Below are 24,335 nucleotides of genomic sequence, written 5' to 3'. Positions count from 1 at the left end.
TTGAAAAATGAAAACCATACTGGCATTGTTGGTCGACCAACAATTTGCGGAGGCTGGACATGGCCAGGATGCGCGCTGTAGATGCAGCGGTTCTCGTTCTCGAAAAGGAAGGCGTTTCCTGCGGCTTCGGCGTGCCGGGCGCGGCGATCAATCCGTTCTATTCGGCGCTGAAGGCGAGGGGCTCGATCCGCCACATCCTGGCGCGCCATGTCGAGGCGGCCTCGCATATGGCCGAGGGCTACACGAGAGCTAAATCAGGCAATATCGGGCTGTGCATCGGCACGTCGGGCCCGGCCGGCACCGACATGGTCACCGGGCTCTATTCGGCGGCGGCGGACTCCATCCCGATCCTGTGCATCACTGGTCAGGCGCCGCGGGCACGGCTCAACAAGGAGGATTTCCAGGCGGTCGATATCGCCGCCATAGCCGCACCCGTCGCCAAATGGGCGGTCACGGTCATGGAGCCCTATCTCGTGCCGATGGCGCTGCAGAAGGCATTTCACCTGATGCGCTCGTCGCGACCGGGCCCGGTGCTCATCGACCTGCCGGTCGACGTGCAATTGGCCGAGATCGAATTCGATATCGATGCCTATGAACCGCTGGTCCCGTTCAAGCCGGCAATGTCGCGCGCCCAGGCCGAAAAGGCCTTGGCGATGCTCAATGCCGCGGAAAAGCCGCTGATCGTCGCCGGCGGCGGCATCGTCAACGCCGATGCGTCGGATCTGTTGATCGAATTTGCCGAGATAACGGGCGTGCCGGTCATCCCGACGCTAATGGGCTGGGGCGCGATCCCCGACGACCACCGGCTGATGGCCGGCATGTGCGGGCTGCAGACCTCGCATCGCTACGGCAATGCGACGATGTTGGAAGCCGATTTCGTCTTTGGCATCGGCAATCGCTGGGCCAACCGCCACACCGGTTCGGTCGATGTCTACACCAAGGGCAAGAAATTCATCCATGTCGACATCGAACCGACCCAGATCGGCCGGGTGTTCGCGCCGGATCTCGGCGTCGTCTCGGACGCCGGTGCGGCACTAAAGATGCTGCTCGACGTCGCCACCGAATGGAAGACGGCAGGAAAGCTGCGCGACTGGTCGGGCTGGGCGAAGGAATGCCAGACCCGCAAGAAGACGATGAAGCGCAAGACGCATTTCGAGCAGGTGCCGCTGAAGCCGCAGCGCGTCTATGAGGAGATGAACAAGTCGTTCGGCCGTGACACCACCTACGTCACCACGATCGGCCTCTCGCAGATCGCCGGGGCGCAGTTCCTGCATGTCTACAAGCCGCGCAACTGGATCAATTGCGGCCAGGCCGGCCCGCTCGGCTGGACGCTGCCGGCAGCGCTTGGCGTGCGCGCCGCCGATCCGGATCGCACCATCGTGGCGCTGTCGGGCGACTACGACTTCCAGTTCATGATCGAGGAACTGGCGGCCGGCGCACAGCACAAACTGCCGTATATCCATGTCGTCGTGAACAATGCCTATCTCGGCCTGATCCGCCAGGCGCAGCGCGGTTTTGCGATGGATTTCGAGGTGAGCCTGGCCTTCGAGAACGTCAACCGCGCCAACGATCCGGAGGCCGGCTACGGCGTCGATCATGTCGCGGTCGCAGAAGCGATGGGCTGCAAGGCGGTCCGGGTGCGCAAACCGGAAGAGTTCGCCGGCGCGTTCAAGGAAGCGCAGCGGCTGATGAAGGAATACCAGGTGCCGGTGGTGCTCGAATTCATCCTCGAGCGCGTCACCAACATTTCCATGGGCACGGAAATCGACAAGATCACCGAATTCGAGGACCTTGCCGAAAGCCATGAGGATGCGCCAACGGCGATTGTGTTGCTCGATTAGGCGCGCCGATATTCAGGTGAGACAGGCCTGCAAACGGCGCCTTCCTGCGCTTCCGGTGCTCACGTACAGAAAGTACGTTCCGCTCCGGTTTTCGAAAGTCACCGTTTTCGACTCTGCCCGACCTGAATCTCAACACGCCTAGGGCCAAGCAGAAGAAGGAGAAAAAGAATGCCGCGTTTTTCAGCCAATCTGTCGATGCTCTTTGGCGAGCATGAGTTCCTCGATCGCTTCGATGCCGCAGCCCGCGCCGGCTTCAAGGGCGTCGAATATATCGGCCCCTATGATCATACGCCTGACGTGGTCGCGGCCCGGCTGAAGAAGAACGGCCTGACACAGGTGCTGTTCAACCTCCCGGCCGGCGACTGGGGCAACGGCGAGCGCGGCATCGCGGTTTTGCCCGACCGCGCGCCGGAATTCCGGCAAGGCATCGCCAAGGCGATCAGCTATGCCCATGCGCTCGGCTGCGAGCAGGTCAATTGCCTCGCCGGCATCGCGCCGCAGGGCGTGGATCGTTCGGTGCTGGAAAATACTTTAGCCGAGAACCTCGCGTTTGCAGCCGAGAAACTGGAGCAGGCCGGCATCCGGCTTTTGATCGAGCCGATCAACACGCGCGACATACCGGGTTTTTTCCTGAACTATTCGGAGCAGGCGCTGGCGCTGATCGAGCGCGTCGGTTCGAAGAACCTGTTCCTGCAATACGACATCTATCACATGCAGATCATGGAGGGGGATCTCGCCCGTACCATCGAGGCCAACCTCGGCCGCATCGCGCATATCCAGCTTGCGGACAATCCCGGCCGTCACGAGCCGGGGACGGGCGAGATCAATTATCCCTTCCTCTACGAGCATATCGACAGGATCGGCTATTCCGGCTGGGTCGGAGCGGAATACAAACCGAAGGCGGGGACGGAGGCTGGGCTGGGGTGGTTTCGGGAGCTTAACGGGCAGGGGAGTGCCGCGGCTTAGCTGTTACGATTGAAGTCGCGTTCCTTCGCGCCCCCCTCTGGCCTGCCGGCCATCTCCCCCACAGGTGGGGAGATCGGACGTCATCCCGGCTTTTCGCCAATCCCCAACATTGCAGGGTGAGCGAGGCGCCGAAACTGCCAATCTCCCCACAAGTGGGGGAGATGGCCGGCAGGCCAGAGGGGGCGCGAAGGAACTCAGCCTCAACAAAGGAGAAAACAATGGAAACCATCGGCTTCATCGGCCTTGGCATTATGGGCGCGCCGATGGCCGGGCATCTCCTGGATGCCGGCTACACCGTCATTGCCAGCGACCACCGCTCGAAGCCGCCGGCCGATCTCGTCGCCAAGGGCTTGAGAAGCATCACCGGCCACGCGGCAGTGGCGAAAGCCGCCGATATCGTCATCACCATGGTTCCTGACACCCCGCAGGTTGCCGAGGTGCTGTTCGGCGACAATGGTGTTGCATCCGGCCTGAGCAAGGGCAAGCTCGTCATCGACATGAGCTCGATCTCGCCGATCGAGACCAAGACCTTTGCCAAAAAGATCAACGATCTCGGCTGCGACTATCTTGACGCGCCGGTGTCGGGCGGCGAGGTCGGCGCAAAGGCGGCGTCCCTGACCATCATGGTCGGCGGCGAGGACAAGGCGTTCGAGCGCGCCAAGCCCGTGTTCGAAAAGATGGGCAAGAACGTCACGCTTGTCGGCCCGAACGGCGTCGGCCAGACCACCAAGGTTGCCAACCAGATCGTCGTAGCCCTGACCATCGAGGCGGTCGCCGAGGCGCTGGTCTTTGCCGCAAAAGCCGGCGCCGACCCCGCCAAGGTCCGGCAGGCGCTGATGGGCGGGCTGGCGGCATCGCGCATCCTCGAGGTGCATGGCGAGCGCATGATAAAGCGCACCTTCGCGCCGGGCTTCCGCATCGAACTGCACCAGAAGGATCTCAATCTGGCGCTGGAAGGCGCCAAGGCACTCGGTGTCTCGCTGCCCAATACGTCGACGACGCAGCAGCTGTTCAACTCATGCTCGGCGAATGGCGGGGCAAAAGAGGATCACTCAGCGCTGGTTCGTGCGCTGGAGCGGATGGCGGGGCATGAAGTGGGTGAATAGTGAATGGTGAATAGTTGCGGTAAGAACGCTTTTCCATTCACTATTTCACCATTCACCCTCCAAGGAATTTCCGTGCCGCATAAAGGCTCACCGCCGCCGCATTCGACACGTTGAGCGAGCGGATGGCGCCGGGCATGTCGAGGCGGGCGAGCGTGGTCACCGTCTCGCGCGTCTTCTGGCGCAGGCCCTTGCCTTCGGCGCCAAGCACCAGCGCGATCTTCTCGCCTGAAAAACCCGTTTCGAGTTCGGCCGGCCCGTCCGAATCGAGGCCGATGGTCTGGAAGCCGGCATCGTGCAGCTGTCCCAGCGCGTCGGCCAGGTTCTTCACCTCGATCTGGTCGATATGCTCCAGTGCGCCGGAGGCGGATTTGGCCAGCACGCCGGATTCCTGCGGGCTGTGGCGGGCCGTGGTGATCAGTGCGCCGGCGCCGAAGGCGACCGCCGAGCGCAATATGGCGCCGACATTGTGCGGGTCGGTGACCTGGTCGAGTACCAGCACCAGTTTCGTGTCGCCGAGCGTGTCGAGGCGTTTCGGCTTCAACGGTTCGGCTTCGATCAGCACGCCCTGATGCACGGCATCCGAACCGGTGATCTTGTCGATCTCCTTGGGCTCGACGAGTTCGGCCTTGAACGGCAAAGCGGCGAGGTCGGCGATCGCCAGCCGCTCGGCGGCATTGCGCGTCACCAGCATGTTACGGATCTTCCGCCGCGGATTGTCGAGCGCCGCGCGCACCGTGTGCAGGCCATAAAGCCGCACCAGCCCGTCGGCGGCGTTCTCGCCCGGCGGCACCGGCTGGCGCGGCCGGAAGGCAGGCGCGCCGCCGGCCTTCTCGTCGCGATGGGCGCGGCGCAGCTTGGCGTAGTGGGTGTCTTTGGCGGTCTTGGGCGTGTTGTCATTGCTCATGGCCGGCTTCTATAGCCGCGTCGCCGGGCCATGGATACAGGCAGAAAGCCGGCTTGCCGGGTGAGCTGTCAAAATCAGCGCATTTTGCCTTGGGGTGCGGTTGACACCCACTGGCCTTGCCGCCATAAGGCGCTTCGCTGATTTCGGACAAAACCCTGGTTTCGACCTGATCGGCGAGAATGCCTCGTTGCAAGGCTTCGACGGCAGGCTGGAGAGGTGCCCGAGTGGTTAAAGGGGACGGACTGTAAATCCGTTAGCTTAGCTTACGTTGGTTCGAATCCAACCCTCTCCACCACTGCCAGCCCGCGAACCTTGAGGACGATGCGGGTATAGCTCAGTGGTAGAGCAGCAGCCTTCCAAGCTGAATATGCGGGTTCGATTCCCGCTACCCGCTCCAAACTCCCCACTCCGCATCAGATCTCAGCGAATATCTCAACAACGTTGCCGTCCGGATCGCGGAAGAACACTGTCCTGTGGCCCCATTCCTGGTCGGTGAGCGGCAGGACCGGCTGCACGCCCTTGGCCTGGAGCGCCTCGGCGCAAGCAGCGACCATCTCCGGCGCCACCCGGAATGCCAGCTGAAGCGACAGCGCATCCCGCTGCTGCGGCGTGTCGTTGAACATCATGCCGAGGCTGGTCAAGGCCAGCGTGTTCGGGCCGACCCGATATTCGATCCACCTGTCGCCGAGTTCGCGCTGCAGATCAAATTCCATCACATCCCCGTAGAAGTGCCGCATGGCGGCCATGTCGCGGGCGAAGATGACGGTGTAGTCGATCTGACGGATTTCATTGAGCGCATTCATTGTCGAAGTCCCGTGGGCTGATGTTCGATCGCCCGCAACCTAGCTTTCCTTTAAAGTAGTACAAGACTATAGCTTATACTGGTATCGGAGGTGACTGCATGCCATACGACGGCCCACGGCACGATGAGCTTGCCCGCTTCCTGCGCGAGCGGCGGGACCGCTTGCCGCGGATCGATGGCGCCAATGGCCGCCGCCGGGCGCCGGGCCTCAGGCGCGAAGAGGTCGCCGCCGAGGCGGGGATCAGCACCACCTGGTACACCTGGCTCGAGCAGGGACGGGAGGTGAACGCGTCGCCGCAGGTGCTTCGCTCGCTGGCGCGGGTGCTGAGACTGAGCCGGTCGGAGCAGGCCTATCTTTTCCAATTGGCGCGGCCCGATCTCGATTGGCGAAACCGGCTCGGCGCGCAAGGCCTGCCCAGCGCGCCGTTGCTCAGCCTGCTCGACGGGCTGGCGCCGCACCCGGCATATGTCGTCAATCGCTACTGGCAGGTCGTCGCCTGTAACCATCCGGCGGCGGTGCTGCTTGGGGATTTCGAGACGGATGATGAGTGGTCCGGCAGCCTGCTCGCCCGGCTGTTTCTCGACCTGGAATGGCGGCAGCGCTTTGTCGACTGGCCGGAGGTTTCGCGCTCGGCGGCGGCGCAGTTCCGGCTTGCCACTGTCGCCATGACTCGCGATCCGGTGCTGGCTGCGCTGGTTTCGTCACTGGAAGCGGCAAGCGAAGCGTTCGCCACGTGCTGGAACAGCCGCGACATCGCCGAGCCACCGATCTGGCGGAAATCCATCCGGCACCCTGTCGCCGGCGCGATGTCCTTCGATTTCGCCACGCTGCAGCCGGGCGGCCGCGACAGTGATTTCTCGGTTTCCGTCTACACGCCGGTCGATGCGTCGACTGCCAGGCGGTTCGCCGCGCTGGTCGGAGCAACGCCCGACAGCCGCAAGGCGGTGCCGGGCGTGTTTGCGCGTGATGCAGGCGCAGAAGTCTAGCTGTTGAAAGCGGACGCGACCTGGTGTTGCTGCGGCACCTGTCCGTTCGGCGTCAGTCTGTCGACAATGCCGGGCAGGGCTGTGGACAATTGCTTGAGCAACTCCTGCTCGTCCAGTCCGGTCCTTTGCGCGATCTCTCGAATGACCTGCGGGCCGATCGCCTTGCCCAGATCATTGGCGTTGATCGGCTGGTTCTGCCCGGTGCCGACCCATGAGTCAGCAACATTGCCTTGGCCGGCATTCTTGAGCTTGTCGAGCAGTCCGCCCAGTCCGCCAAGCAGGCCGCCGTCGCCTGAGGCCGTGGTTCCGGTGGGGGCTGGCGTTTGAGGCTGGGCGGGCTCGCCCGTCTCTTCGGCACTCGTCTGTTCGGCGCTTCTGCCGCTCAGCATCTTTCCCACCAGCAGCGCGCCGAGCGCGATCATCAGCGGTTTGGTGATGTTGCCGCCGGGCACGGCGTTGTCAAAAAGTCCCATAGGTCAATCCTCCATAACGACCAAGCCCGTCCCGCCGGCTACAATGGACCATGCGGGCGGAATTTCAAGTTGGCTTGAGCTTTTGACAATCATGTGACCATGATCGGCGGGCGGGGAATGGAGAGGAAAAATGGGCATTATCAGCTGGATCATCCTCGGCGTCATCGCCGGCTTTATCGGCAGCAAGATCGTCAACAAGACCGGCCAGGGCCTGATCATGGATATCGTGCTCGGCATTGTCGGCGCCATCGTCGGAGGGCTGATCTTCAGCGCCTTTGGCGCCACGGGTGTGACCGGCCTCAACATCTGGAGCCTGATCGTCGCCATCATCGGCGCGGTGGTCGTGCTGTGGGCCTATCACCAGTTCTCCGGCAAGCGAACGCTTTAGGCGCCAGTCTGCCGACTGGCCGACCGCAGGTCGGCCAAACCTGCTTCGACGCGTTGACTTGAAGGTCAGGCGACGACGGTCAGCCTGCGCTTGCGTTCATCAAGCGAGACGATGGTCAGCCCGCTCGCGACCACCAGCAGGATGCCGCAGACCGCCAGGGCATTCGGGAACTGGCCGAACACCAGAACGCCTGAGATGACCGCCCAGACGGTGAAGCAGTAGTAGAACGGCGCCACCACGCCGGTCGGACCGACGCGATAGGCCATGAAGATGAAGAAATGGCCGAAGATCAGGAAGAATCCGGCGCCGGCCATGAGCAGCAGGTGCCGGGCTTCCGGCATGACCCAGCGCTCGGAAACGAGATGCGCGGCGCCCGCGCCGATCAGCACCACCACAACGGCGGAAATGGCGACGATCATGCCCGGCACCTCGGCCGCGACCCGCCTGCCGGCAAGATCGCGCGCCGCCGCCAATGCCGCGTTGCCGAGCGCCAGCAACGCATAGACCGAGATGCCCTGCATGGTCGGCTGGGCCACCATAAGCGCACCGATGAAGCCGAGCCCGATCAGCGCCATGCGCACGCCGCCGATCCGTTCGCCGAACAGGATGGAGGAGCCGACCAGCATCAAAAGCGGGGTGATCTGCCCGAGCGCGGTCGAATCGGCGATCTGCATGTTGGCCAGCGCCACGACGTAGCAAAGGATGGCCGCCAGCTCGAGCAGGTTGCGGCGCAGCACGCGTTTGTCGAAGATCAATGGAATCTGCCTGCCATAGCCCAGCAGGAACAGCAGCGGCATGCCCCATAGCGTGGCCGCGACCCCGCGCAGGAACAGCACTTCATAGGACGGCAAGCCCGCGGTCGCGAGTTTCATCATCGTGTCGTTGACGAGGTACGACCCCGTCGAAACGATCATGAACAGCGGGCCGCGTATGGAGGTCGGTATGAATTGCATGGGGCAACCAAATCAGACCGCCGCCGTAGCGGCAATGGGCCAGGCGCCGGCTGCACATCCGGCAGGCAAAGGCCAGGACATGGGCGGGACAGGACATGGGCGGGAATAGCAAACAGGTGCTGGAGCCCGCAGCCCCCATTTCATTTCCGCTCGCGCGTTCCTATATCAGCGCCACATCCCGCAATCGGATCATCGGTTGAGACCGAGTGGACAGCGCACCCGGCCACAAGGCACTTGTGTTTTTCGGCCGTAGTCGCTAATCGCCCCGCATTCGACTGAACTGAAGGTCAAGGCCGTCCAAGGAAAGAGACTATGGCAAAAGGTAAATTCGAGCGTAACAAGCCTCATGTGAACATTGGCACGATTGGCCATGTCGATCATGGCAAGACGTCGCTGACGGCGGCGATCACGAAGTATTTTGGCGAGTACAAGCGCTACGACCAGATCGATGCGGCGCCCGAAGAGAAGGCCCGCGGCATCACGATTTCGACGGCGCACGTCGAATACGAGACGGCAGCGCGCCACTACGCCCATGTCGACTGCCCCGGCCACGCCGACTATGTGAAGAACATGATCACGGGCGCTGCGCAGATGGACGGCGCGATCCTGGTCGTGTCGGCCGCCGACGGCCCGATGCCGCAGACCCGCGAGCACATCCTGCTTGCCCGTCAGGTCGGCGTGCCGTCGATCGTGGTGTTCCTGAACAAGGTCGACCAGGTCGACGATGCCGAGCTGCTCGAACTGGTCGAGCTCGAGGTTCGCGAGCTTCTGTCGAAGAACGAGTTCCCCGGCGACGACATTCCGATCGTCAAGGGTTCGGCGCTGGCTGCTCTGGAAGATTCCAACAAGACCATCGGCGAAGATGCGATCCGCGAGTTGATGGCTGCGGTCGATGCTTACATCCCGACGCCGGTTCGTCCGCTGGACAAGCCGTTCCTGATGCCGATCGAAGACGTGTTCTCGATCTCGGGCCGTGGCACGGTCGTGACCGGCCGCGTCGAGCGCGGCATCGTCAAGGTCGGCGAGGAACTGGAAATCATCGGCATCCGTCCGACGACCAAGACGACCTGCACGGGCGTCGAGATGTTCCGCAAGCTGCTCGATCAGGGCCAGGCCGGCGACAACATCGGCGCGCTGCTGCGCGGCGTTGATCGTGAAGGTGTCGAGCGCGGCCAGGTTCTGGCCAAGCCCGGTACGGTGAAGCCGCACAAGAAGTTCGTGGCCGAAGCCTACATCCTGACCAAGGACGAAGGTGGCCGTCACACGCCGTTCTTCACCAACTACCGTCCGCAGTTCTACTTCCGCACGACCGACGTGACCGGCATCGTGTCGCTGCCGGAAGGCACGGAAATGGTTATGCCCGGCGACAACATCACCGTCGATGTCGAGCTGATCGTGCCGATCGCCATGGAAGAGAAGCTGCGCTTCGCCATCCGTGAAGGCGGCCGCACCGTCGGTGCCGGCATCGTCGTCACCATCAAAGAGTAATCGAGCCCGGCATCGCCGGATCGAAACGGATAGGGGCGGCCCTCGGGCCGCCCTTTTTCGTTGGCCAGATGTGCCTGTTTTGGGGTCCCAATCTCTGTTGCAAGTCTGTGAGCCTCTACAGTATAGATTGATTGAGGGCTTGGTCGGATGGTTCCACAGCACCGTTTGCATAGTCGGTCATGGTGGGCACTGGGGCTGATCTGCCTGGTGTCGATGTTTGCCATGGGCACTGCCGCCTTGGCGGCCGAGACAAAAAATTCAGAGCCGGATCCGGATCCGCCGATGCGGTTCGTCGTCGTGCGCAGCGACGCGGCGGGCTGTGAGCCGAGCTGTCCGGAATGGATATCGGCCGAGGGTGCGATATCGGCCAAGTCGCCGGCGCTGCTCAAGGCTGCCCTGAAAACGCTCGGCGGCCGCAAATTGCCGATCGTCATCAACTCTCCCGGCGGCGATGTCGATGCAGCCATCGCCATGGGCCGGATGATACGCAAGAACAAGCTCGACATCGCGGTCGGCAGGACCTGGTTCGTCGGCTGCGAGCCAGGGGTGAAAAACTGCAAGGAGAACGACGCCAGAGGCGCGCACTATATCGGCAGCCCCTATGTGCTCGGCAGCTATTGCGCATCCGCTTGTCCAATGATGCTGGCCGGCGGCACCAGGCGCCTGGTCGGGCCGCTGGCCTATCTCGGCGTCCACCAGATCACCACGACGATCGTGCAGATGAACGTGCAATATCAGGTCCGCTACCGGATCGTGAAAGGCAAGAAGCGGGTCATCAGCAAGAAGGTCGTCAGCCGCAAGAACACCGGCAGCTACAAGACCTACGAGATGAGCAAGGGGGTGGAGCGCAAGCTGTCCGCCTATTTCAAGGAGATGGGTGTCGACCTCAGCATCATCGAGACGATGAAGAGCACGCCGGCCAGCGACATCCAGCAGATCGACCTCAGCGACATGCTGACAATGAAGCTGGTCACCAGCGACGACGCTGCAGATTTGCTGACCAGCGCAAGCCTGTGCAGGCTGAACCTTCCGGCTCCGAATTGCCGGGAAATACCGGCGAACAAGCCAGCCGGCGGCCTGCCGGACGTGGCAAAGGCTGCGCCGCTGCCGCTGAAGCCGGAGAGCGCGCCGCACGATGACGGCATGCGCTTTGTCGTGGTTCGTGGCAGCAACCCGCTCTGCAATCCCGACTGCCCGGAATGGATTGCAGCGCAAGGCGCGATTACGCCCCAGACGCCGCAGAAACTCAGCCAATTGCTCGCCACGCTTGGCAACCGGCGGCTGCCGGTGGTGATCAGCTCGCGAGGCGGCGACCTCTCCGGCGCCCTGGCGGCGGGCCGGATCATCCATGAAAAGAAGCTCGACGTTGCCGTTGCCCGCACCGATTTCGTCGGCTGCGACCCGGCAGAGTGGAATTGCCTGGCCAGGGAAGGCGCCTATGCCGGGCTGAGCGTCGATGGCGACGGCGACTGCGATTCGGCCTGCGCGCTCATGCTGGCCGGTGGCGCCAGGCGGCTTGTCGGTTCCCAGGCGCGGCTCAGCCTCTATCTGATGGGGCAGAAGCAGGCGGTCAAATCCTACCTCGACGAGATGGCGATCAGCCCCGCTTTGTTCCGGGCGCTCCAGGGCAGTTCGGTCGAGCGTCAGCTCGAACCCGACATGATGCTGGAGGTCGGCCTGACGACCGGGCGCCAGTCGGTGGATGCGCTGACGGGGTCCAGCATCTGCAGATCGGCGCCGAAACCTGAGAATTGCCGCGTGGTGCCGTCGTCCAATGGCTGATCGTGCCTATCGCATGAAAGAGACGCCTTGCTTCGCGTTCCGTGAAGGGCCCCGCACCGTCGCTGCCGGCATCGTCGTCACCATCGAGAAATAGTCGAACTGATATCAGCCGGATCGACCAGGAGAGGGCGGTCTTTGGGGCTGCCTTTTTGTTTCCGGCGTTGCGCGGCACAAGTATTGCACGGTTGGTCAAAGCTATTGCAAGCACCGTCGCCGCAACTATTATGGATTGCATTGAGGGGTTTGCCGGGCGTGGTTTGGGGACACCGTTCAGACAATGCTGCAAGGTGGCGGCGCGGGCTGGTTCGGCTGGCGACGGTGGCCGCGATGGCGATGGCTGCCTTCGCCGCGAAGGCCGAGGATGCCGCCCCCCGGACATGGCAGACATTGCTCCCTCTGCAGGGAGTGCCCTATCCGACGAATGATCCGACGATATGGTCCGAGGATCGCTCGGAGATGAAGTTTGTCGTCGCGCGCAGCAACGCACCGGGCTGCGAGCCCAATTGTCCGGAGTGGATCTCCGCCGAAGGCGACATCGCAGCCGGCACGCCAGCCCTGCTCAAGCGCACCTTGAAGAAGCTAGGCGGTCGCAAACTGCCGATTATCGTCAATTCCTTTGGCGGCAACGTCAATGCAGCGCTCGAACTTGGCCGGATAATCCGCAAGAACAAGCTCGATATCGCCGTAGGCAAGACCGAGTTTTCCGACTGTTGGCCCGGGACGGATGGTTGTGGTTTTAGTTACGGCAAAGGTTCCGCCTATCTCGGCCGGGCGTCTGATGGCGCCAGCTGCAACTCCGCCTGTCCGCTGATGTTTGCCGGTGGCGTCCGCCGCGTGGCCGGCGGCTGGAACTATCTGGGTGTTCACCAGATCACGACCACCTGGTTCCCCTCCACCACGCACTACCGGACCACATATCGCGTCAAACGGGGCAAAAAATATCGGGTCACCACGCAAACGGTCACTCAAGGTGAAAGCTACAAGACCTATGAGATGAGCAAGGGGTACGCGAGAAAGATCTCGGCCTATCTCCGAGAGATGGGTATCGGGCAGGGCGTGCTGGACTTGATGAAGGCGACGCCGGCGAGCGACATCAGGCAGATCGGCCTCCACGATATGCTGACGATGAAACTGGCGACCAGCACGGACACTCTGGACCTGTTTACCAGAGCAAGTCTGTGCATGTTCGACCCGCCGGCTCCGAACTGCCGGGAAATACCGGGAAACAAGCCAGCCGGCGGACAAACGCCCGTGGCCAAGCCGGCCGTGGTGGCTGCGATCAAGGCAAAGACCGGCCCCCCACTTTCTCAGGCGGCCAAGGCTCCAGCTCCCAAGCCGTTGCAGGCAGCGCCAGGGAATTCGACGCCAGATATGCGCTTCGTTGTCGTTCGCGGCAGAGACTCGCTCTGCAATCCCGATAGCCCGGAATGGATCTCGGCGGAAGGCGCGATGACGCCTCAGACCCCGCAAAAGTTGCGCCAGTTGCTCGACACCCTTGGCAACCGGCGGCTGCCGGTGGTGATCAGCTCACAGGGGGGCAGCCTGTTCAGCGCTCTGGCCGCGGGAAGGCTTATCCATGAACGGAAGCTCGACGTCGCCGTCGCTCGCACCACTATCGTCGGCTGCGACCCGCCCGAGGCAGGCTGCTTGGCCGATAACGGTGCCTATGTCGGGCTGATTAGCGATTTTGGAGTGGAGTGCGATTCGGCCTGCGCGCTCATGCTTGCCGCCGGCGCCAAAAGGCTGGTCGATCCCAAGGCGAGGCTCAGCATGTCCTCGAGGGGACAGACGCAGTTGGTTAAAGCCTACCTGGAGGAGATGGAGATGGAGATGGACCCAGCTCTGTTCGCCGCGATAGGCTCGGTCGAGCGTCAGCTCGAGCCCGACATGATGCTCAAAGTCGGGCTGACAACCGGGCCGGAGTCGGTGGAGGCGCTAACTGGCCCCGCTATTTGCAAAACCTCACCCAAGCCCGACAACTGTTTGCTTCCGCCGACAGCCAAGGCCGAGTCGCCCGCCAAACTGTAGGCATCGCAGAAACTGGCCATCGAGGCAGGTTGAGCCATGCCCGATTTCTCCGCTATCGTCGTGGCAGGCGTCGCCCGGGGGAGGATCGAGAATGAGCCAGGATATCCCGACACTCTACGAATGGGCCGGCGGCATCGAAGCCCTCAATCGGCTGACGGAAACCTTTTACGACATGGTGTCCCGCGACCCGGTGGTCGGCCCAATGTTCAAACACATGTCGCCGGATCATCCCGCGCATGTCGCGGCCTTTATCGGCGAGGTTTTTGGCGGGCCGAAGACCTACAGCGAGAAATTTGGCGGTCACCGCGAGATGGTCATGCATCATCTCGGCAAGCATTTGACGGAGGAACAGCGCCGCCGCTGGATCAGCCTGCTTGCCGATGCCGCCGATGCGGTCGGGTTGCCGGACGATCCCGAATTCCGCTCCGCCTTCATCGGCTATGTCGAATGGGGATCGCGGCTGGCCAAGATGAACTCTGCCCTCGGCGAGACTTGCGACCCGCAGACCGAACCGATGCCGGCCTGGGGCTGGGGCGTGCCGGGCGGGCCGTACAAGCCGCCGGCCGGGGGCTGAGCGCCGGCATGCGGCTTCAGGCAGGCGAAAATCGAGATAGGCAGGGACGGGCTGGTCATCACCTATCCGGATTTCCGGCAAAGGATCTGAAAGCGCGTCAGACAACTCTTTACAGCGCGCCCGGAAGCTTTTAGGAAGCGCCTGCGCTGAAACGCGCGTACGGGCATAGCTCAGTTGGTAGAGCGGCGGTCTCCAAAACCGCAGGTCGTAGGTTCGAGCCCTGCTGCCCGTGCCATTTTCCTCGTTGGAATCCGGCATTTTAGAAACGCCTTGTTTTGGCTCCTCGTTTGGTTGGGCTGAAGCGGCGTACTCGACGAGCGACGTTCCGAAGGCATCGCAGAGCGAGAGCGCTGATGCGCAATGCCGAAGTCGGCGTATTTCCACGAACCGATTTCCTTGATCCAACTGCCATTGGCGAGCCAATTGCCATTTGCGTTCACAATTCAGAATAGGCATATTTTGCTGCCGCCGGCTGCTTTTCAGCGGCTGCGAATTATTGGAAGCGGGATGCTGGCCTGGCTTCTGAAATTTTCTGAACAGGGCTCTTGAACCCGTTTTCGGCCCTTCCTAATTCGTTTCGCGCCGAGGCCGATTGGCTTGGCAAAAGACGGCGCTGCTGGGCGGCGCCCTTGTACCCATGTTGCTTCAAAGGAGGATGTGGCTATGAGAACCTTTGATACTCTCTATCGGACCACCGTCGGTTTCGACCGGCTTTTCGACATGCTCGACAGCGGCACGCGTCCGGACTGGCCGCCCTATAACATCGAGAAGGTCGACGAGAACGGCTACCGTATCTCGATGGCCATCGCAGGCTTCAGCCAGGATGAGGTTGAGCTGACCCAGCATGGACCCGAACTGGTCGTGGTAGGCCAGAAGGCTGATGATCAGAGCGGACGCCAGCTGCTGCACCAGGGCATCGCCTACCGCAGTTTCAGGCAGACGTTCAAGCTTGCCGACCACATGAAGATCAAGGCAGCAAACCTTGAGAAGGGTCTCCTGACCATCGACATCGTCCGTGAGATTCCCGAAGAGCTGAAGCCGCGCCGCATCAGCATCGGGGCCGGCGACGCTCAGGTGGGCGGCAAGCAGATCGCCCAGGATACGGAACGCACCCGCAAAGCGGCCTGATCGTATCGATTCAGTTATCCCTGCGGTCCGCCTCCCGGCTTCGGCCGGGAGGCCCAGATTGCGGAGAATGGAGATGGACAACTTCTACGAGACACCAACACTTTCTGCGGCACGCTCGGGCAAAATTGAAACTTCTTTGTGCCTGCTCGACAATCCAGACGACGTCATCAACCATCCACGCCTCAGCCGTGGAGAAAAGCGGGCACTGCTTTCCTCGTGGGCGTCCGATGCCTGCGCGGTGGAAAACCAGCCTGCCTTGCGCCGCCTGGACAACGGCACGGTAATCCCTGTCGACCAGATTCTGAGGGCGTTGAAGGCTCTCGATGAGAAACCCACGCTGGGGAAAGAGACTTCAGGCCGAGTGCTGCCTTGGCGACCCTCCTCGCGCCGCAGCGCTCTCAAGGCTTGGCGGCGTCGTGGCCGTTCTTTCGGCCCCGACGATGACGACGACCCGCCCTCGTGCCCGGCAGTGATCGCGCCGCGCCCACGCCCACCACGCGGAATCGGCGCAGTGGCCGGGGTCGAACTCGCCTGTGCCTGAACTAACCCTGGGTTGATCCAGCTGCCTCGCCAGGGGCAGCTGGATTCCAACCTTGGGTGCTTCATTTGCTTTCCAAAACAGCAGGTCGCAGGTTCGTCCTCAACGCCATTTCCTCGAACTTGTAGTCACGTGCCTGATTTCCGGATGCACCTCCGGAATTCGGGTCCGGCATTGAAAAACGGCAGGTGGCTTGCCATATTGGGCAAACTGAGGCATAAGGCGCCGATAGCCGGGACGGGACGACTGGATGGTTCCGAGGCGGCGTTTGGTCATAAAGCGGACACTTGCCACTTGCGTGGATCAAGAATCGGTTTTATGTAGACACAACAGACACGCGACGCGTGGAGCTGGGAAGCCGGCTTTACGCGTCCGATTTGCATGGGCGAAATGGCGCTGATTCGGCGCCGAGTTGAACCCAGGCGGCACGTCCCGGCCAGCGGGATCATCCAGGAGACCCGGCCAACGGGTCTTGAAGACAGAGCGGCATATGGCTTCGAAAACCACAAATCCTTTCGTCTTTCTCCAGCAGGTCCGCGCGGAGACCGCCAAGGTGACTTGGCCGTCGCGCCGGGAGACGATGATCTCGACGGTGATGGTGCTCGTATTCGCGGTCATCGCGATGATCTTTTTCTTCACCGCCGACGTGGCCATGGGCTACGCGATCGAGCGGTTACTGAGCCTCGGCCATTAAGTCCGGCGATTACGGAGAAGTCTTGAAATGACCGCGCGCTGGTACATCGTCCACGCCTATTCGAACTTCGAAAAGAAGGTCGCCGAGGACATTGAGAACAAGGCCAAGCAGAAGGGCCTGTCCGCCGATATCGAGCAGATCGTGGTGCCGACCGAGAAGGTCGTCGAAATCCGCCGCGGCCGCAAGGTCGATGCCGAGCGCAAGTTCTTTCCGGGCTATGTGCTGCTCAAGGCCAATCTGACCGATGCGGTGTTCTCGCTGGTCAAGAACACGCCGAAGGTCACCGGCTTCCTCGGTGACTCCAAGCCGGTGCCGATCACCGAAGCCGAGGCGCAGCGCATCCTGAACCAGGTTCAGGAAGGCGTCGAGCGGCCGAAGCCCTCGGTCACTTTCGAGATCGGCGAGGCGATCCGCGTTTCGGATGGTCCGTTCGCCTCGTTCAACGGTTTCGTCCAGGAAGTGGACGAGGAGCGGGCGCGGCTCAAGGTGGAAGTTTCGATCTTCGGGCGCGCCGTGCCGGTCGATCTGGAATTCGGACAGGTCGAAAAGGGCTGATCCGAAAACCCTGCGCCGGTTCGCCGGCAAGGGGAGGCGGCGCGGAAAGCGCGCGGCCATGAACGGGTGGGAGGCGAATGCGGCTTTAGCCGGCCGCGCGGACCGCACCACCAGACTGCAACCGCCGGTGTTCCCGATACTGGGGCCGGCATGAGATAAAGGCAGGAAAGAGATGGCTAAGAAAATTGCAGGCCAGCTCAAGCTCCAGGTCAAAGCGGGATCGGCTACGCCGTCTCCGCCGATCGGCCCGGCACTTGGTCAGCGCGGCATCAACATCATGGAATTCTGCAAGGCGTTCAACGCGCAGACCCAGGAAATGGAAAAGGGATCGCCGATCCCGGTCGTCATCACCTATTACCAGGACAAGTCCTTCACCTTCGTCATGAAGACGCCGCCGGTGAGCTACTTCCTGAAAAAGGCGGCGAACTTGACTTCGGGTTCGAAAGAGCCGGGCAAGATCAAGGCCGGCACGATCGGTCGCGACAAGGTGCGCGCCATTGCCGAACAGAAGATGAAGGATCTGAACGCAAACGACGTCGAGGCGGCCATGCGCATGGTCGAGGGCTCCGCCCGCTCGATGGGTCTGGAAGTGGTGGGCTGAGATCATGGCAAAGATTGCAAAGCGTGTATCGAAGTCCCGTGACGGCATCGACCCCAACAAGGCCTATGCCCTTGGTGAGGCGCTGAAGCTGCTCAAGGACCGTTCGACGGTGAAGTTCGACGAGACCATCGAAGTTGCGATGAACCTCGGCGTCGACCCGCGCCATGCCGACCAGATGGTCCGCGGCGTGGTCAACCTGCCGAACGGCACCGGCCGCTCTGTCCGCGTCGCCGTGTTCGCACGTGGCGGCAAGGCCGATGAGGCTCGCGCCGCCGGCGCCGACATCGTCGGTGCCGAGGATCTGGTCGACATCGTCCAGAAGGGCACGATCGACTTCGATCGCTGCATCGCCACGCCGGACATGATGCCGCTGGTCGGCCGTCTGGGCAAGGTGCTGGGCCCGCGCGGCATGATGCCGAACCCGAAGGTCGGCACCGTCACCACCGACGTCGCCGCCGCCGTCAAGGCATCGAAGGGCGGCGCTGTCGAGTTCCGCGTCGAGAAGGCCGGCATCGTTCATGCCGGCGTCGGCAAGGTCTCGTTCGACGTCAAGGCGCTGGAAGAAAACGTCCGCGCCTTCGCCGATGCCGTGACCAAGGCAAAGCCGGCTGGCGCCAAGGGCAACTACGTCAAGAAGGTGTCGGTCACCTCGACGATGGGCCCGGGCCTCAAGCTCGACGTCTCGACGCTCGCAGCGTCTTGATACGAACATCTGGATCGGCTGCCAAGGCGCTGATCCGCAAGTGAATTCCGGGCCTCTGACTTGTCGGCGGCCCGGTACCGGAAGTCGAGAGGCTTCCGGACATCCTGTCCGAGATTGCAGGCGGCCCAGAAGCCTTAATTGAATTGGGCCTGCATGAGACGGGTGAAAACCGGACAACGGAGCGACAAGCTCCAATGAAAGGTTCGAACCGTGTTTGCCTTTTGTCTGCGCATCTCCGGCTTGCCGTCGATGTGGCGAAAGGGGGCAGGATCCTCGAGCGTCGTTCGGGAGATCTGTAATGGATGGCCCGGCCGGCAAAAAGGCAACCCGACGCCTGTCCCACTAGCGGGGCAGGGGTCAACTGGAGATAGGCAGTGGACAGAGCGGAAAAACGCGAACTCGTCACGGGCCTGAATGGTGCTTTTGCAGGCGCTGGTTCAGTCGTCGTGGCCCACTACGCCGGTATCACCGTCGCGCAAATGAACGACCTTCGGTCGAAAATGCGCGCTGCCGGTGGCACCGTCAAAGTCGCGAAGAACCGTCTCGCCAAAATCGCTCTTCAGGGCACGGACTCCGCATCGATCATCGACCTGTTCAAGGGACAGACGCTGATCGCTTATTCGGAGGATCCGATTGCGGCGCCGAAGGTCGCGTCCGATTTCGCCAAGGGAAATGACAAGTTGGTCATTCTCGGCGGCGCAATGGGCACCACCTCGCTCAACGCCGACGGTGTGAAGGCACTCGCCACACTTCCGTCGCTCGATGAGCTGCGCGCCAGGCTGGTTGGCATGATCGCCACGCCGGCAACCCGGATCGCCCAGATCGTCAATGCGCCAGCGGCTTCGGTCGCGCGCGTCATCGGCGCTTACGCCCGGAAGGACGAGGCGGCATGAGGCCGTTCCTCGCTATCACAAACACACGTTCGAACCTGATGAAGGAATACAACAATGGCTGATCTGGCAAAGATCGTAGACGACCTTTCGAAGCTGACCGTCCTCGAGGCGGCCGAGTTGTCGAAGCTTCTGGAAGAAAAGTGGGGCGTTTCGGCTGCTGCTCCGGTGGCGGTTGCCGCTGCCGGCGGCGCTGCCGCTGCTGCTGCTCCGGCTGAGGAAAAGACGGAATTCGACGTCGTCCTCACCGAGGCAGGCGCTCAGAAGATCAACGTCATCAAGGAAGTCCGCGCCATCACCGGCCTGGGCCTCAAGGAAGCCAAGGATCTGGTCGAAGCAGCTCCGAAGCCGGTCAAGGAAGCCGTTTCCAAGGCTGACGCTGAGAAGTTCAAGGCCCAGCTGGAAGCAGCCGGCGCCAAGGTCGACCTGAAGTAAGCGTAAAAGCGGCGGGCGGCCTCGCGCCGTCCGCCACTCCCTTCATCAGAGGGGAGGATGCGTAGCGCGAGATGTACGAGAACCTCTTTCCTGAGGGCCGAAACCGGCCTTCAGGAAACGGGTTTTCACCCGTTTTAGCCGTCGCCGCCAGGCGGCGGGAAACAGATCAGGGGCCGCCGCCGAGGTGGCCGCGCATGCAAGGTGAGCCGCGGCGAGGCTCGCCCCGAGTTTATAGCTAAGGAGCGACGATGGCCCAGACCCAGACTTTCAATGGCCGCAGACGCGTACGCAAGTTCTTCGGAAAGATTCCGGAAGTTGCGGAGATGCCGAACCTGATCGAGGTTCAAAAAGCATCCTATGACCAGTTCCTGATGGTGGCGGAGCCCAAGGGTGGGCGTCCGGACGAGGGACTGCAGGCCGTTTTCAAGTCGGTTTTCCCGATCTCCGATTTCTCCGGCTCCTCGATGCTGGAGTTCGTGAAGTACGAGTTTGAAGGACCGAAATTCGACGTTGACGAATGCCGTCAGCGCGACCTGACCTATGCCGCGCCACTCAAGGTGACGCTGCGCCTCATCGTGTTCGATATCGACGAGGATACCGGCGCAAAGTCGATCAAGGACATCAAGGAGCAGGACGTCTATATGGGCGACATGCCGCTCATGACGCTCAACGGCACCTTCATCGTCAATGGCACGGAGCGCGTCATCGTCTCGCAGATGCACCGTTCGCCGGGCGTCTTCTTCGACCATGACAAGGGCAAGTCGCACTCCTCGGGCAAGCTTTTGTTTGCGGCGCGCGTCATTCCCTATCGCGGTTCGTGGCTCGACATCGAGTTCGATTCCAAGGACGTCGTGCACGCCCGCATCGACCGCCGCCGCAAGATTCCGGTGACGTCGCTCTTGATGGCGCTCGGCATGGACGGCGAAGAAATCCTGTCGACCTTCTACAACAAGATCACCTACAAGCGCGCCGGCGACCACTGGCGCATCCCGTTCAACGTCGAGCGTTTCCGCGGCCTGAAGGCCGTTGGCGACCTCGTCGATGCCGACACCGGCGAAGTTGTCGTCGAGGCCGGCAAGAAGATCACCGCCCGCCAGGCAAGAGGGCTTGGCGAAAAGGGTCTGAAGGCGATCAAGGCGACCGACGAGGATCTGCTCGGCAATTACCTGGCCGAGGACATCGTCAACTACGGCACCGGGGAGATTTTCCTCGAAGCCGGCGACGAGATCGACGAAAAGACGCTGAAGGTGCTGCTCGGCACGGGCGAAAGCGAGATCAAGGTTCTCGACATCGACCACGTCAATGTCGGCGCCTACATCCGCAATACGCTCAACGTCGACAAGAACGAGAGCCGCCAGGACGCACTGTTCGACATCTACCGTGTCATGCGCCCGGGCGAGCCGCCGACGCTTGAAACCGCCGAAGCCATGTTCAACTCGCTGTTCTTCGACTCGGAGCGCTACGACCTGTCGGCCGTCGGCCGCGTCAAGATGAACATGCGCCTCGAGCTCAAGGCTGAGGATACCGTGCGCGTGCTGCGCAAGGACGACATCCTGGCCGTGGTCAAGACGCTGGTCGAGCTGCGCGACGGCAAGGGCGAGATCGACGACATCGACAATCTCGGCAACCGCCGCGTGCGTTCTGTCGGCGAGCTGATGGAGAACCAATACCGCGTTGGCCTGCTGCGCATGGAGCGCGCGATCAAGGAACGTATGTCCTCGATCGAGATCGATACGGTGATGCCGCAGGACCTGATCAACGCCAAGCCGGCGGCTGCCGCCGTGCGCGAGTTCTTCGGTTCCTCGCAGCTGTCGCAGTTCATGGATCAGACCAACCCGCTGTCGGAGATCACCCACAAGCGCCGCCTGTCGGCACTTGGCCCGGGCGGTCTGACCCGCGAGCGCGCCGGCTTCGAAGTGCGCGACGTGCACCCGACGCATTACGGCCGCATCTGCCCGATCGAGACGCCGGAAGGCCCGAACATCGGTCTGATCAACTCGCTGGCGACCTTCGCGCGCGTCAACAAGTACGGCTTCATCGAAAGCCCGTACCGCAAGATCGTCAACGGCAAGCTGACCAATGAGGTCGTCTATCTCTCCGCTATGGAAGAGTCCAAGCACCACGTTGCGCAGGCCAATGCCGAGCTCGACAAGAATGGTGGTTTCGTCGACGAATTCGTCATTTGCCGCAGCGCCGGCGAAGTGATGATGGCGCCGCGCGAAAACGTCGATCTCATGGACGTGTCGCCCAAGCAGATGGTGTCCGTGGCCGCGGCGCTGATCCCGTTCCTCGAGAACGACGACGCCAACCGCGCGCTAATGGGCTCCAACATGCAGCGTCAGGCCGTGCCGCTGGTGCGCGCCGAAGCGCCGTTCGTAGGCACCGGCATGGAGCCGATCGTTGCCCGTGACTCGGGTGCCGCCATCGGCGCCCGCCGCGGCGGCATCGTCGACCAGGTGGACGCGACGCGTATCGTCATCCGCGCCACGGAAGATCTCGATCCCGGCAAGTCGGGCGTCGACATCTACCGGCTGATGAAGTTCCAGCGTTCGAACCAGAACACCTGCATCAACCAGCGTCCGCTGGTGCGCATGGGCGACCGCGTCAACAAGGGCGACATCATCGCCGACGGTCCGTCGACCGAGCTCGGCGATCTGGCGCTCGGCCGCAACGTGCTGGTCGCGTTCATGCCGTGGAACGGCTACAACTACGAGGACTCGATCCTGCTCTCCGAGCGCATCGTGGCCGACGACGTCTTCACCTCGATCCACATCGAGGAATTCGAGGTCATGGCCCGCGACACCAAGCTTGGACCGGAGGAAATCACGCGCGACATTCCGAACGTTTCGGAAGAAGCGCTGAAGAACCTCGACGAAGCCGGCATCGTCTATATCGGCGCGGAAGTGCAGCCGGGCGACATCCTGGTCGGCAAGATCACGCCGAAGGGCGAAAGCCCGATGACGCCGGAAGAAAAGCTCCTGCGCGCCATCTTCGGTGAAAAGGCGTCCGACGTTCGCGACACCTCGATGCGCATGCCTCCGGGCACCTTCGGCACAGTCGTCGAAGTGCGCGTCTTCAACCGCCACGGCGTCGAGAAGGACGAGCGCGCCATGGCGATCGAACGCGAGGAGATCGAACGCCTCGCCAAGGACCGCGACGACGAGCAGGCGATCCTCGACCGCAACGTCTATTCGCGCCTTTCCGACGTTCTCGTCGGCAAGGAAGCCATTGCCGGGCCGAAGGGCTTCAAGAAGGGCTCGAAGCTGTCGAAGGACACGCTGGACGAGTATCCGCGTTCGCAGTGGTGGCAGTTTGCGGTGGAGAACGAAAAGCTCCAGAGCGAACTGGAAGCCCTGCGTGGCCAGTACGACGATTCCAAGAAGGCGCTCGAGCAGCGCTTCATGGACAAGGTCGAGAAGGTCCAGCGCGGCGACGAAATGCCTCCGGGCGTCATGAAGATGGTCAAGGTCTTCGTGGCCGTGAAGCGCAAGATGCAGCCGGGCGACAAGATGGCCGGACGTCACGGCAACAAGGGTGTCGTGTCGCGGATCGTTCCGGTCGAGGACATGCCTTTCCTCGAGGACGGCACGCATGCCGATATCGTGCTCAACCCGCTGGGTGTGCCGAGCCGCATGAATGTCGGCCAGATCCTGGAAACGCATCTGGGCTGGGCATGCGCGGGCATGGGCAAGAAGATCGGCGAGCTGATCGACGCGTACAAGACGGCTGGAGACATCAAGCCGTTGCGCAAGACGCTCGAGAGCTTCATCCCAGCCAACGACCGCAACGAGCCGGTCCGCGAATATGACGACGAGAGCATCGTTCGCCTCAGCGAGCAGATGCGCCGCGGCGTCTCTATCGCGACACCGGTGTTCGACGGCGCGCATGAAGTCGACATCAACATCATGCTGGAGCAGGCGGGCCTGCACACCAGCGGTCAGTCGCAGCTCTATGACGGACGCACAGGCGAGCCGTTCGATCGCAAGGTGACGATGGGCTATATCTATATGCTCAAGCTTCACCACCTGGTGGACGACAAGATCCACGCGCGTTCGATCGGTCCGTACTCGCTCGTTACCCAGCAGCCGCTGGGCGGCAAGGCGCAGTTCGGTGGCCAGCGCTTCGGCGAAATGGAGGTCTGGGCGCTGGAAGCCTATGGCGCCGCCTACACGCTGCAGGAAATGCTGACGGTGAAGTCGGACGATGTCGCCGGCCGCACCAAGGTCTACGAGGCGATCGTGCGCGGCGACGACACGTTCGAGGCCGGCATTCCCGAGAGCTTCAACGTGCTCGTCAAGGAAATGCGGTCTCTCGGCCTCAATGTCGAGCTGGAGAACACCAAGCTCGACGACAACCCTGTCCGGCTGCCAGATGCTGCCGAATAGGGGCGCGGCCGAGTAAGCAAGACATCCGGTCGCGGAACGCCGCGACCGGATGCAACAAATTCTACGGCCAGTGGGCCGACCACTCAGCGGGCATTTGGCCCGCGTTAGATGCAA

The 24,335-nt window shown here is 62.4% G+C and carries 22 protein-coding genes and 3 tRNA genes; 21 read left to right on the top strand and 4 right to left on the bottom strand.

The window, feature by feature from the left end:
- Window positions 1–59 precede the first annotated feature (59 nt).
- The 3 genes from gcl (at window position 60) to NKI15_RS14480 (ending at window position 3,913) form a co-directional block, all read left to right on the top strand.
- Window positions 60–1,841: a glyoxylate carboligase gene (gcl, locus tag NKI15_RS14490; protein ID WP_352514874.1), complete on the top strand. Its 1,782-nt coding sequence runs from the start codon at window positions 60–62 to the stop codon at window positions 1,839–1,841.
- A gap of 168 nt (window positions 1,842–2,009) precedes the next feature.
- Window positions 2,010–2,807, top strand: a complete 798-nt coding sequence (gene hyi, locus NKI15_RS14485; protein ID WP_023715773.1) for a hydroxypyruvate isomerase — start codon at window positions 2,010–2,012, stop codon at window positions 2,805–2,807.
- 161 nt (window positions 2,808–2,968) lie between these two features.
- Complete coding sequence (locus NKI15_RS14480; protein ID WP_502898698.1) at window positions 2,969–3,913, top strand: 2-hydroxy-3-oxopropionate reductase; 945 nt, start codon at window positions 2,969–2,971, stop codon at window positions 3,911–3,913.
- 52 nt (window positions 3,914–3,965) lie between these two features.
- Here NKI15_RS14480 and NKI15_RS14475 read toward each other — a convergent pair whose 3' ends face one another.
- The gene (locus NKI15_RS14475; RefSeq protein ID WP_023691240.1) at window positions 3,966–4,817 is read right to left on the bottom strand and encodes a TrmH family RNA methyltransferase; all 852 of its coding nucleotides are present in this window, start codon (window positions 4,815–4,817) and stop codon (window positions 3,966–3,968) included.
- Between the two features lie 210 nt (window positions 4,818–5,027).
- On the opposite strand from NKI15_RS14475, the gene NKI15_RS14470 reads away from it, so the two are divergent.
- Both NKI15_RS14470 and NKI15_RS14465 read left to right on the top strand, forming a co-directional pair.
- Window positions 5,028–5,112, top strand: a tRNA-Tyr gene (locus tag NKI15_RS14470).
- A gap of 28 nt (window positions 5,113–5,140) precedes the next feature.
- A tRNA-Gly gene (locus NKI15_RS14465) sits at window positions 5,141–5,214 on the top strand.
- A gap of 16 nt (window positions 5,215–5,230) precedes the next feature.
- Here NKI15_RS14465 and NKI15_RS14460 read toward each other — a convergent pair.
- Window positions 5,231–5,620, bottom strand: a complete 390-nt coding sequence (locus NKI15_RS14460) for a VOC family protein (protein ID WP_023688409.1) — start codon at window positions 5,618–5,620, stop codon at window positions 5,231–5,233.
- 98 nt (window positions 5,621–5,718) lie between these two features.
- Between NKI15_RS14460 and NKI15_RS14455 the strand changes: the two genes are divergently transcribed.
- Window positions 5,719–6,606 carry a helix-turn-helix transcriptional regulator gene (locus NKI15_RS14455; RefSeq protein ID WP_023688410.1) on the top strand — a complete coding sequence of 296 codons (888 nt, stop codon included), beginning with the start codon at window positions 5,719–5,721 and terminating at the stop codon, window positions 6,604–6,606.
- Here NKI15_RS14455 and NKI15_RS14450 read toward each other — a convergent pair.
- Window positions 6,603–7,079 (bottom strand): YidB family protein, encoded by a 477-nt coding sequence (locus NKI15_RS14450; RefSeq protein WP_023667447.1) that lies wholly within the window; start codon window positions 7,077–7,079, stop codon window positions 6,603–6,605. The two genes, NKI15_RS14455 and NKI15_RS14450, sit on opposite strands and share 4 nt — an antisense overlap.
- Before the next feature lie 130 nt (window positions 7,080–7,209).
- Here NKI15_RS14450 and NKI15_RS14445 point away from each other — a divergent pair, with 130 nt between their 5' ends.
- Window positions 7,210–7,467, top strand: coding sequence for a GlsB/YeaQ/YmgE family stress response membrane protein (locus NKI15_RS14445; RefSeq protein WP_023688411.1), 258 nt, complete (start codon window positions 7,210–7,212; stop codon window positions 7,465–7,467).
- A gap of 65 nt (window positions 7,468–7,532) precedes the next feature.
- Here NKI15_RS14445 and NKI15_RS14440 read toward each other — a convergent pair whose 3' ends face one another.
- Complete coding sequence (locus NKI15_RS14440; protein ID WP_023681464.1) at window positions 7,533–8,420, bottom strand: DMT family transporter; 888 nt, start codon at window positions 8,418–8,420, stop codon at window positions 7,533–7,535.
- A gap of 312 nt (window positions 8,421–8,732) precedes the next feature.
- On the opposite strand from NKI15_RS14440, the gene tuf reads away from it, so the two are divergent.
- The 14 genes from tuf to rpoB all read left to right on the top strand — a co-directional run bounded on the left by tuf (window position 8,733) and on the right by rpoB (window position 24,221).
- Window positions 8,733–9,908, top strand: a complete 1,176-nt coding sequence (gene tuf, locus NKI15_RS14435; RefSeq protein ID WP_023723394.1) for an elongation factor Tu — start codon at window positions 8,733–8,735, stop codon at window positions 9,906–9,908.
- A 147-nt stretch (window positions 9,909–10,055) separates the two neighbouring features.
- Window positions 10,056–11,690, top strand: coding sequence for a COG3904 family protein (locus NKI15_RS14430; RefSeq protein WP_023707184.1), 1,635 nt, complete (start codon window positions 10,056–10,058; stop codon window positions 11,688–11,690).
- Between the two features lie 327 nt (window positions 11,691–12,017).
- Window positions 12,018–13,718 carry a COG3904 family protein gene (locus NKI15_RS14425; protein ID WP_352515204.1) on the top strand — a complete coding sequence of 567 codons (1,701 nt, stop codon included), beginning with the start codon at window positions 12,018–12,020 and terminating at the stop codon, window positions 13,716–13,718.
- Between the two features lie 91 nt (window positions 13,719–13,809).
- Window positions 13,810–14,292 (top strand): group II truncated hemoglobin, encoded by a 483-nt coding sequence (locus NKI15_RS14420; protein ID WP_023707182.1) that lies wholly within the window; start codon window positions 13,810–13,812, stop codon window positions 14,290–14,292.
- A 159-nt stretch (window positions 14,293–14,451) separates the two neighbouring features.
- Window positions 14,452–14,527, top strand: a tRNA-Trp gene (locus tag NKI15_RS14415).
- 428 nt (window positions 14,528–14,955) lie between these two features.
- The gene (locus NKI15_RS14410; RefSeq protein ID WP_023708950.1) at window positions 14,956–15,420 is read left to right on the top strand and encodes an Hsp20 family protein; all 465 of its coding nucleotides are present in this window, start codon (window positions 14,956–14,958) and stop codon (window positions 15,418–15,420) included.
- A 73-nt stretch (window positions 15,421–15,493) separates the two neighbouring features.
- Window positions 15,494–15,961, top strand: coding sequence for a hypothetical protein (locus NKI15_RS14405; protein WP_023707179.1), 468 nt, complete (start codon window positions 15,494–15,496; stop codon window positions 15,959–15,961).
- Between the two features lie 487 nt (window positions 15,962–16,448).
- Complete coding sequence (gene secE / locus NKI15_RS14400; RefSeq protein WP_023667439.1) at window positions 16,449–16,652, top strand: preprotein translocase subunit SecE; 204 nt, start codon at window positions 16,449–16,451, stop codon at window positions 16,650–16,652.
- Between the two features lie 27 nt (window positions 16,653–16,679).
- Window positions 16,680–17,207 carry a transcription termination/antitermination protein NusG gene (nusG, locus tag NKI15_RS14395; RefSeq protein ID WP_006333333.1) on the top strand — a complete coding sequence of 176 codons (528 nt, stop codon included), beginning with the start codon at window positions 16,680–16,682 and terminating at the stop codon, window positions 17,205–17,207.
- Window positions 17,208–17,379: 172 nt separating this feature from the next.
- The gene (rplK, locus tag NKI15_RS14390; RefSeq protein ID WP_006333334.1) at window positions 17,380–17,808 is read left to right on the top strand and encodes a 50S ribosomal protein L11; all 429 of its coding nucleotides are present in this window, start codon (window positions 17,380–17,382) and stop codon (window positions 17,806–17,808) included.
- A 4-nt stretch (window positions 17,809–17,812) separates the two neighbouring features.
- On the top strand, window positions 17,813–18,511 hold the full coding sequence (rplA, locus tag NKI15_RS14385; protein ID WP_023667438.1) for a 50S ribosomal protein L1: 699 nt from the start codon (window positions 17,813–17,815) through the stop codon (window positions 18,509–18,511).
- Window positions 18,512–18,885: 374 nt separating this feature from the next.
- Window positions 18,886–19,404, top strand: a complete 519-nt coding sequence (gene rplJ, locus NKI15_RS14380; protein WP_023667437.1) for a 50S ribosomal protein L10 — start codon at window positions 18,886–18,888, stop codon at window positions 19,402–19,404.
- Between the two features lie 54 nt (window positions 19,405–19,458).
- On the top strand, window positions 19,459–19,836 hold the full coding sequence (gene rplL, locus NKI15_RS14375) for a 50S ribosomal protein L7/L12 (protein ID WP_023667436.1): 378 nt from the start codon (window positions 19,459–19,461) through the stop codon (window positions 19,834–19,836).
- Between the two features lie 248 nt (window positions 19,837–20,084).
- Window positions 20,085–24,221, top strand: coding sequence for a DNA-directed RNA polymerase subunit beta (gene rpoB / locus NKI15_RS14370; protein WP_023748781.1), 4,137 nt, complete (start codon window positions 20,085–20,087; stop codon window positions 24,219–24,221).
- Window positions 24,222–24,335 lie beyond the last annotated feature (114 nt).

Source organism: Mesorhizobium sp. M0862 (assembly GCF_040319795.1).
Taxonomy (GTDB): Bacteria; Pseudomonadota; Alphaproteobacteria; order Rhizobiales; family Rhizobiaceae; genus Mesorhizobium.
This window is presented reverse-complemented; position numbering and strand designations above follow the sequence as displayed.

What these genes read in the sequence shown, in the direction of transcription:
- NKI15_RS14420 (WP_023707182.1), top strand. Translation starts at nt 13,810, where the DNA reads ATGAGCCAGGATATCCCGACACTCTACGAATGGGCCGGCGGCATCGAA.
- nusG (WP_006333333.1), top strand. Translation starts at nt 16,680, where the DNA reads ATGACCGCGCGCTGGTACATCGTCCACGCCTATTCGAACTTCGAAAAG.
- NKI15_RS14455 (WP_023688410.1), top strand. Translation starts at nt 5,719, where the DNA reads ATGCCATACGACGGCCCACGGCACGATGAGCTTGCCCGCTTCCTGCGC.
- NKI15_RS14440 (WP_023681464.1), bottom strand. Translation starts at nt 8,420, where the DNA reads ATGCAATTCATACCGACCTCCATACGCGGCCCGCTGTTCATGATCGTT.
- hyi (WP_023715773.1), top strand. Translation starts at nt 2,010, where the DNA reads ATGCCGCGTTTTTCAGCCAATCTGTCGATGCTCTTTGGCGAGCATGAG.
- NKI15_RS14480 (WP_502898698.1), top strand. Translation starts at nt 2,969, where the DNA reads ATGGCCGGCAGGCCAGAGGGGGCGCGAAGGAACTCAGCCTCAACAAAG.
- rplK (WP_006333334.1), top strand. Translation starts at nt 17,380, where the DNA reads ATGGCTAAGAAAATTGCAGGCCAGCTCAAGCTCCAGGTCAAAGCGGGA.
- tuf (WP_023723394.1), top strand. Translation starts at nt 8,733, where the DNA reads ATGGCAAAAGGTAAATTCGAGCGTAACAAGCCTCATGTGAACATTGGC.
- NKI15_RS14460 (WP_023688409.1), bottom strand. Translation starts at nt 5,620, where the DNA reads ATGAATGCGCTCAATGAAATCCGTCAGATCGACTACACCGTCATCTTC.
- NKI15_RS14410 (WP_023708950.1), top strand. Translation starts at nt 14,956, where the DNA reads ATGAGAACCTTTGATACTCTCTATCGGACCACCGTCGGTTTCGACCGG.
- gcl (WP_352514874.1), top strand. Translation starts at nt 60, where the DNA reads ATGGCCAGGATGCGCGCTGTAGATGCAGCGGTTCTCGTTCTCGAAAAG.
- NKI15_RS14445 (WP_023688411.1), top strand. Translation starts at nt 7,210, where the DNA reads ATGGGCATTATCAGCTGGATCATCCTCGGCGTCATCGCCGGCTTTATC.
- NKI15_RS14425 (WP_352515204.1), top strand. Translation starts at nt 12,018, where the DNA reads ATGGCGATGGCTGCCTTCGCCGCGAAGGCCGAGGATGCCGCCCCCCGG.
- secE (WP_023667439.1), top strand. Translation starts at nt 16,449, where the DNA reads ATGGCTTCGAAAACCACAAATCCTTTCGTCTTTCTCCAGCAGGTCCGC.
- rpoB (WP_023748781.1), top strand. Translation starts at nt 20,085, where the DNA reads ATGGCCCAGACCCAGACTTTCAATGGCCGCAGACGCGTACGCAAGTTC.
- rplL (WP_023667436.1), top strand. Translation starts at nt 19,459, where the DNA reads ATGGCTGATCTGGCAAAGATCGTAGACGACCTTTCGAAGCTGACCGTC.
- NKI15_RS14430 (WP_023707184.1), top strand. Translation starts at nt 10,056, where the DNA reads ATGGTTCCACAGCACCGTTTGCATAGTCGGTCATGGTGGGCACTGGGG.
- NKI15_RS14405 (WP_023707179.1), top strand. Translation starts at nt 15,494, where the DNA reads ATGGACAACTTCTACGAGACACCAACACTTTCTGCGGCACGCTCGGGC.
- rplA (WP_023667438.1), top strand. Translation starts at nt 17,813, where the DNA reads ATGGCAAAGATTGCAAAGCGTGTATCGAAGTCCCGTGACGGCATCGAC.
- NKI15_RS14475 (WP_023691240.1), bottom strand. Translation starts at nt 4,817, where the DNA reads ATGAGCAATGACAACACGCCCAAGACCGCCAAAGACACCCACTACGCC.
- NKI15_RS14450 (WP_023667447.1), bottom strand. Translation starts at nt 7,079, where the DNA reads ATGGGACTTTTTGACAACGCCGTGCCCGGCGGCAACATCACCAAACCG.